General features: G+C 40.3%; 7 protein-coding genes and 1 pseudogene. 5 read left to right on the forward strand and 3 right to left on the reverse strand.

Features of this window, described 5'->3' with window-relative positions:
* Positions 1–160: 160 nt before the first annotated feature.
* From ACVRZ8_RS10600 to ACVRZ8_RS10610, 3 genes are read right to left on the reverse strand one after another with little or no spacing between them, the layout of a single operon-like run.
* Positions 161–997, reverse strand: coding sequence for an ABC transporter permease (locus tag ACVRZ8_RS10600; RefSeq protein WP_447449296.1), 837 nt, complete (start codon positions 995–997; stop codon positions 161–163).
* A 12-nt stretch (positions 998–1,009) separates the two neighbouring features.
* Positions 1,010–1,708: an ABC transporter ATP-binding protein gene (locus ACVRZ8_RS10605; RefSeq protein WP_447449297.1), complete on the reverse strand. Its 699-nt coding sequence runs from the start codon at positions 1,706–1,708 to the stop codon at positions 1,010–1,012.
* 25 nt (positions 1,709–1,733) lie between these two features.
* On the reverse strand, positions 1,734–2,096 hold the full coding sequence (locus ACVRZ8_RS10610; protein WP_447449298.1) for a GntR family transcriptional regulator: 363 nt from the start codon (positions 2,094–2,096) through the stop codon (positions 1,734–1,736).
* A gap of 182 nt (positions 2,097–2,278) precedes the next feature.
* On the opposite strand from ACVRZ8_RS10610, the gene ACVRZ8_RS10615 reads away from it, so the two are divergent.
* The 5 genes and pseudogenes from ACVRZ8_RS10615 (at position 2,279) to rpoZ (ending at position 6,478) form a co-directional block, all read left to right on the forward strand.
* Positions 2,279–3,070: a Cof-type HAD-IIB family hydrolase gene (locus ACVRZ8_RS10615; protein WP_447449299.1), complete on the forward strand. Its 792-nt coding sequence runs from the start codon at positions 2,279–2,281 to the stop codon at positions 3,068–3,070.
* Entirely contained in the window at positions 3,063–3,896 is an 834-nt protein-coding gene (locus ACVRZ8_RS10620) for a Cof-type HAD-IIB family hydrolase (RefSeq protein WP_447449300.1), read from the forward strand. The genes ACVRZ8_RS10615 and ACVRZ8_RS10620 overlap by 8 nt, the downstream gene beginning before the upstream one ends.
* 432 nt (positions 3,897–4,328) lie before the next feature.
* A pseudogene (gene ftsY / locus ACVRZ8_RS10625) lies at positions 4,329–5,390 on the forward strand (signal recognition particle-docking protein FtsY); the annotation flags it as partial.
* A 122-nt stretch (positions 5,391–5,512) separates the two neighbouring features.
* Positions 5,513–6,142, forward strand: a complete 630-nt coding sequence (gene gmk / locus ACVRZ8_RS10630; protein WP_447449301.1) for a guanylate kinase — start codon at positions 5,513–5,515, stop codon at positions 6,140–6,142.
* Positions 6,143–6,163: 21 nt separating this feature from the next.
* Entirely contained in the window at positions 6,164–6,478 is a 315-nt protein-coding gene (gene rpoZ / locus ACVRZ8_RS10635; RefSeq protein ID WP_447449302.1) for a DNA-directed RNA polymerase subunit omega, read from the forward strand.
* Positions 6,479–6,902 lie beyond the last annotated feature (424 nt).

A 6,902-nucleotide genomic window follows, 5' to 3' on the forward strand; every position in this document is an offset into this window, starting at 1 on the left:
ATAGGAATCTTTCTAATGATGGTTTTGTCGCTTTTCATTATAAGTCATATGGGACTTTTTGTGTATACACTCAAAAAGCCCTATAATATCTGAATGAGATTTACCCACTACAGATATTATAGAGCCAATAAAAAATCCTTTCTGATGAAAGGATTTTTTATTAATCTAAATTGAGATGTTTTTTGAGAATGCAGTGTGTTCCGAAGTAATAAAGTACTGAGTAAATAAGGACAATTATAGTGGTATATAGAAAATAAGCAGTAAAATCAGCAGCGGTTGTCGCATTCGTAAAACTAATATTTAAGAGATCTGCTCCCCATGCCGATATGGTACTTGCTATAGCAGCAATGGTGAAGTAAGTTACAAAACTCATCAAAACCTTATGGTTTTTAAAGAGACTGCCAATAGAAATAGCAAGATAGTAACCTAAGATAGCATTTATTACTGATACAATGATGTAAACGATAGACAGGAAAAAGAGAGGAAAATTAAAATTAACAGTCTTACCAAAGTATCCATCTCTAAAACCTTCAAAGGAGGACGTAAGGCTTTCAAAAAAAGAATCAGTAGAGGCAACGGTAGCAACTAGGAAGATACTCAATAAAAACGTTATGCCAGATAATACAGACCAAGAAGAAGCAGCTAACAATTTAGAAAAAATCAATTGATGCTGATTGACAGGGAGTGTATTGGTCAGGTATCCTTCACGGCCATAAATATTAGTAGCAAAGCGTCTGATGATTAAAACAACAGTTGAGATAATGATTGTGGATAAAACAAACACAAAACCTAAAAAACAAATAACAAAAAGGATTGCAAGAGGCCAGCCCATTCGTTCATCAGGGATTGTAATTTCTGTAGCCTTTAGTGAGGCCTCACTAAGGAGATTACGGAAGAAGACACCAAGGACAATGGATAGCCCAAAGGCAATACCATAAAGACTGATATACCATTTACCGACTGATTTAAATTCGTATTTAACTAATTTCCAAAACATGTGTATCCTCCCCTAGCTATGGTAAACTTCTCTAAAAAGTTTATCAATGGATTTACCATTGGCTTCTCGAATATCATCTGCATTGCCTTGAAGATTAATCTCTCCTTCTTTGAGAAAGATAATCTCATCAAGCACAGGTTCTATATCAGCAATCAAATGAGTTGAGATGATAACAGAAGCATCTTCGGAATATTGACTGATAATCGTTTGAAGAATATAGTCCCTGGCTGCGGGGTCAACACCGCCAATAGGCTCATCTAAAAGATAAAGTTTAGCCTGACGGCTCATAACAAGAATTAGCTGAACTTTTTCTTTATTACCTTTAGACAAGCTTCTTAGACGTTCGGAAGGGTCAAGATTTAAATCTTTTAGGAGCTGAAGTGCCACATCTGTACGAAAATCAGCATAGAAATCCTTAAAAAAATTTAAACAGCTCTGAATGGTTTGGTGTTCATTCAGATAAGTCGTATCAGGAAGGTAAGAAATTTCTGCCTTCGTCTGAGCTGACGGTGTATGCCCGTCAACTAAAACAGTCCCCTTGCTAGGCTGCAGCAAACCATTCAATAATTTGATGACAGTGGTCTTTCCGCTGCCGTTTGGTCCTAAAAGCCCGATAATCTTTCCAGACGGGATTGTTAAATTGAGTTCCTTTAAAGCTTGTTTCTTTCCATAATTCTTACTAACATTTGTTAGAGTGATGAGTTCCTGCATATCCCCTGTAGCTCCTTCCTCTTTGTTACTGTTCAGTAAAGGTGGTAATAGCTTCTTGAATGTCAGAGCTGCTAAAACCAATGGTTTTCATGTCCTTAACAAAATTTTCCATGAGCGATTGTGCAATTTCCTGCCGTTTTTGTTCAATGAGCTGTGCATCATCCGTTACATAGCGTCCTGCTGTGCGAACAGAATAAACAAGTCCTTCATGCTCCAGCTCCGAAAAGGCTCTTTGCATAGTATTAGGATTGACGGCTGCTTCCTGAGCATATTCACGAACAGGAGGGAGCTGCTGCCCAATACCAATTTCCTTTGAAATAATTTTTAATTTGATTTGGTAAGCGATTTGTAGATAAATCGGAGATTTTTCATCGAATAACCAAGCCATAACTTTTCCCTTCTTATTTAATATAATAGGTGTATTAGATTTATGATACATTAAAATGATAGTTTTTGCAAATCAAAAGCCTTGCAAATTATTGAATACCTGAAATATCCGTTTGCCTATCCCATTCTGCCTTCTTTTTTGGTACAATAGGCATACGCGTATAAATGTAAAGAGGTAATGAAGTGAAAATTTTAGCAACAGATATGGACGGTACCTTTTTAGACGGACAGGGAACCTATGATAAAAAGCGCTTGGAGCGTCTCTTAGATGCCTGTGATGCTAAGGGTTATCTCTTTGCGGTTGCTTCGGGTAGAGCTTTGATTGCTTTAGAAAAATTATTCGAAGATTTTGTAGAACGGATTGTTCTTATCGCCGAAAATGGTTCTGTCATTCAGTATAAGGGAAACCTGCTTTACGAGGCTAAAATGGCCAGGGAGGATTACCTGCATACAGCAGATGTCATTCAATCTTTTGCAGACTGTCAGGGTTTACTTCTGTCCGGCCGTAAGGGAGCCTATGCACCGCTAGATTCAGAAGATGCTTATATTGAACGTGTCAAACATTATTACGAGAATGTTCAGCTGACAGATCTAGCAGCTGTGACAGATGATGTTTTTAAATTAACGGCTCAATTTACGGATGAGACGGTGCTTGAGCGCGAAGATTGGCTTAATGCTAATTTACAGGGCAAAACCGCCGTTACGACAGGATTTGATGCTATGGATATCATCATTGAAGGTGTTGACAAAGGATTTGGACTTGAGCATCTCTGTCAGGAGCTGAGCTTGCCGGTACATGATGTTATCGCTTTTGGCGATAATCTTAATGATAAAGAAATGCTTATCTTTGCGGGCTCTGCTATTGCCACTGAAAACGCACGAGATGAGATAAAAGCTATCGCAGATGAGGTTATTGGCCACCATGCCGATGGCGCAGTAATGGATTATATGGAAAGGCTGGTAAATAATGGCTGAAATTAAAGTAGTAGCATTGGATTTGGACAATACACTCTTCAATTCTCAAAAAAAGGTGTCAGAAGGCAATAAGGCGGTGCTGCGTCGGGCACGTGACAAGGGGGTTAAAGTTGTCATTACAACTGGCCGTCCTTTAAAGGCTATTGAATGGCTGATTGATGAAATTGGCCTGCGTTCTGATGAACAATATATCATTACGTTTAATGGCGGAATGGTACAACGTACGACGGGTGAGATTTTGGATAAGACGACCATTAGTCTGGATCAGGTACGTGAAATCTATAAAGAAATTGCTCCGCTGGGCTTGCCTCTGGATGTTTTATCTGATGCAGAAGTTTATGAAATTAATCAAGTAGGTAGGGCATCCTTATATCAAGCTGTTAATCCGCTTTTGACTTTTCATGAGGTAGATACACCTGATGCCATTCCGGAAGACTTGGTGATTAATAAAGTTATTGTTGCTTTTGAGCAAGAATATTTGGACGCCCAGATTCCTAAAATTTCTGAGGAGCTTCACAGCAAATTTGAGATTTGCAAATCACGTGATATTGTTCTGGAAATCATGCCTAAGGGCGTTCATAAGGCTACAGGACTTAAACTTTTAGCGCAGCATTTGGATCTTAGTTCAGAAAATTTCATGACTGTTGGGGATGAAGAGAATGATTTGACCATGACCCAGTGGGCAGGCCTTGGTGTGGCTATGAAAAATGCGGTGCCTGCCCTGAGAGATGTGGCAGATGCCATTACCGAAAAAGATAATGATGAAAATGGCGTTGGCTGGGCGGTCGAAAAATACATTCTCAGCCAATTCGATGAAGAAAATTAATTGTAGGAAGGAGAAACAATGGGATTATTTGACCGTTTGTTTGGAAAAAAAGAAGAAACTGCTGCCAGTACAGAGCCGTCTGACAGTCTTGCTTCTAATCAGGAAGAAAATATTAGGGATTCTGCAGAAGTATTTTCGGAAGTTCAGCAATCAGAGCAATTGCAGTCTGAGACAGCACAGTTTGACCGTTTTGAAACCGTAAAGGCTATCGACTTTAATGACAGAGTGTCTGTTCAAAAAGGCGAGCCAAAAAATCAAGAAACAACGGTTGGCGAGGAGAAACCAGACATGACAGAGCCGTTCTTGAATGAAGACAGCCAGTCAGAAAGCAGTGAGAAATCTGCAGAGCAAGTCAATTCATCTGAGCCGGCAGCAACTGACAGTGAAACTTCGGCAGAAGAAGCTCCTTCAGCCTCCCCTGGCCAAAATCGTTTTGAAGATTTGATGGCGGATTATTACGCTAAAAAAGCTGCAGCAGCTAAGGCGGCTGAAAAGGGAGAAGCTATCAGCTTTGAAGCTGTTCAAACACGGGAAGAAGAACCAGTGTCAGAACAGTCCGATTCAAAAGAATCAACTGAGGAAAAATACAATCGTACTCTAAAGAAGACACGCACTGGATTTGCGGCTAGACTCAATGAATTTTTTGCTAATTTCCGCAGTGTTGATGAAGAATTTTTCGAAGAACTGGAAGAAATGCTCATCCTGTCTGATGTTGGTGTCACTGTTGCGACTCAGCTAACTGAGGAGCTCCGTCAGGAAGCCAAATTGGAAAACGCTAAGAAGTCAGAGGATTTGCAGCGGGTTATTATCGAAAAGCTAGTAGATATTTATGAGAAAGACGATGTTTACAATGAAGCTATCAATTTTCAAGATGGCTTAACTGTGATGCTTTTTGTTGGAGTCAATGGTGTTGGAAAGACAACATCAATTGGGAAATTGGCTTATAAATACAAGAATCAAGGCAAAAAGGTCATGTTTGTGGCAGCTGATACATTTCGGGCTGGAGCTGTAGCTCAGCTGGTTGAATGGGGACGCCGTGTGGAGGTTCCTGTGGTGACTGGACCTGAAAAGGCAGATCCTGCCTCTGTTGTTTTTGATGGAATGGAAAAAGCTGTTGAAGAAGGCATTGATGTGCTCATGATTGACACGGCTGGCCGTTTGCAAAATAAAGACAATCTTATGGCAGAGCTTGAAAAAATTGGCCGTATTATCAAACGTGTAGTACCAGATGCTCCCCATGAAACCTTGCTGGCTTTAGATGCTTCAACAGGCCAAAATGCGCTTAGCCAAGCTAAAGAATTTTCTAAAATGACACCGCTGACGGGACTGATTTTGACGAAACTGGATGGAACGGCTAAGGGCGGAGTTGTGCTGGCTATCCGTCAAGAATTGGACATTCCTGTTAAACTCATTGGTTTTGGTGAAAAAATTGATGATATTGGGGAGTTTCATTCGGAAGATTTCATGAGAGGTTTGTTAGAAGGTTTGATATAAAAACCTAGCGGTTTATTGCAGAATAGAAACCTTGAAGATTAGGTTATTTTTTGCTAAACTAGTAAAGAACGTTTTTTGGTTTTTGACTGCTGACAGTCAAAGTAATCTCAAAGGAGTATAACATGTCTGAACGCGGACTCTTGATTGTTTTTTCAGGTCCTTCTGGTGTTGGCAAAGGAACCGTTCGTCAGGAAATTTTTTCAACACCAGATCATAGGTTTAATTATTCGGTCTCCATGACAACCCGTCCGCAGCGCCCGGGTGAGGTTGATGGTGTGGATTATTTTTTCCGCAGCCGTGAGGAATTTGAAGAACTGATTCGTAAAGGCCAAATGCTGGAATATGCAGAGTATGTTGGCAATTACTATGGAACTCCTCTGACTTATGTTAATGAAACGTTAGACAAGGGCATTGATGTCTTTCTTGAAATTGAAGTTCAAGGGGCTCTTCAGGTCAAAGCTAAAGTGCCAGATGCCGTCTTTATTTTTCTGACACCGCCTGATCTGGAGGAGCTAGAAGATCGTCTAGTAGGACGCGGAACGGACTCCAAGGAAGTTATTGCCAAGCGCATTGCGCGTGCGCGTGAAGAAATTGCCCTTATGCGTGAGTATGATTATGCTGTGGTTAATGATGAAGTACCGCTTGCCGCAGAACGTGTTAAGCGTGTCATTGAAGCAGAGCATTATCGTGTTGACCGTGTTATTGGCCGCTATCAAAACATGATTTCGGATAAAAAATTTTCAGATAAATAATTAGAAACAGGTACAAAACTTATGATGTTACAACCGTCTATTGATAAACTTTTGGACAAGGTTCCTTCAAAATATTCCCTCGTTATTTTACAGGCAAAGCGTGCGCATGAATTAGAAGAAGGTGCTAAACCTACTCAAGAATTCACATCTGTAAAACCAACGCTTCAAGCCCTCGAAGAAATTGAGTCTGGCAATGTTACCATTCATCCAGATCCAGAGGCAAAACGCGAAGCTGTTCGACTGAAAGCAGTTGCGGAACGCTTGGCAGCTGAGGAAGAAGAGCGTAAAATTAAAGAACAAATTGCTAAAGAAAAAGAAGAAGGAGAAAAAATCTGAGGTTTATAAAATCTTGGATTTTTCTCATTTATCAAGTCGCAAAAAACGAAGTTATGGATAGGAAATGCTAACTCTATTCATTTTGCCGCAAACTTGACTTTTAGCGGTTAAAGGATAAAAGACCGACACAATCGATACTATTGTGTAAGGCGAGTTAGTGAGTTGTTTAGCGAAGGTCCCTAGGACTTCGCGTAGAATGTCTAGTGATTATAGTTGACAGGATATTTTTTTAAGCGACAGGAGCCGACACAATCGATGCTATTGTGTAAGGCGAGTTAGTGAGTTGTTTAGCGAAGGTCCCCTAGGACTTCGCGTAGAATGTCTAGTGATTATAGTTGACAGGATATTTTTTTAAGCGACAGGAGCCGACACAATCGATGCTATTGTGTAAGGCGAGTTAGTGAGTTGTTTAGCGAAGGTCCCC

It is taken from the genome of Streptococcus dentiloxodontae (assembly GCF_053206925.1).

What these genes read in the sequence shown, in the direction of transcription:
- ACVRZ8_RS10620 (WP_447449300.1), top strand. Translation starts at nt 3,063, where the DNA reads ATGGCTGAAATTAAAGTAGTAGCATTGGATTTGGACAATACACTCTTC.
- ACVRZ8_RS10605 (WP_447449297.1), bottom strand. Translation starts at nt 1,708, where the DNA reads ATGCAGGAACTCATCACTCTAACAAATGTTAGTAAGAATTATGGAAAG.
- gmk (WP_447449301.1), top strand. Translation starts at nt 5,513, where the DNA reads ATGTCTGAACGCGGACTCTTGATTGTTTTTTCAGGTCCTTCTGGTGTT.
- rpoZ (WP_447449302.1), top strand. Translation starts at nt 6,164, where the DNA reads ATGATGTTACAACCGTCTATTGATAAACTTTTGGACAAGGTTCCTTCA.
- ACVRZ8_RS10600 (WP_447449296.1), bottom strand. Translation starts at nt 997, where the DNA reads ATGTTTTGGAAATTAGTTAAATACGAATTTAAATCAGTCGGTAAATGG.
- ACVRZ8_RS10610 (WP_447449298.1), bottom strand. Translation starts at nt 2,096, where the DNA reads ATGGCTTGGTTATTCGATGAAAAATCTCCGATTTATCTACAAATCGCT.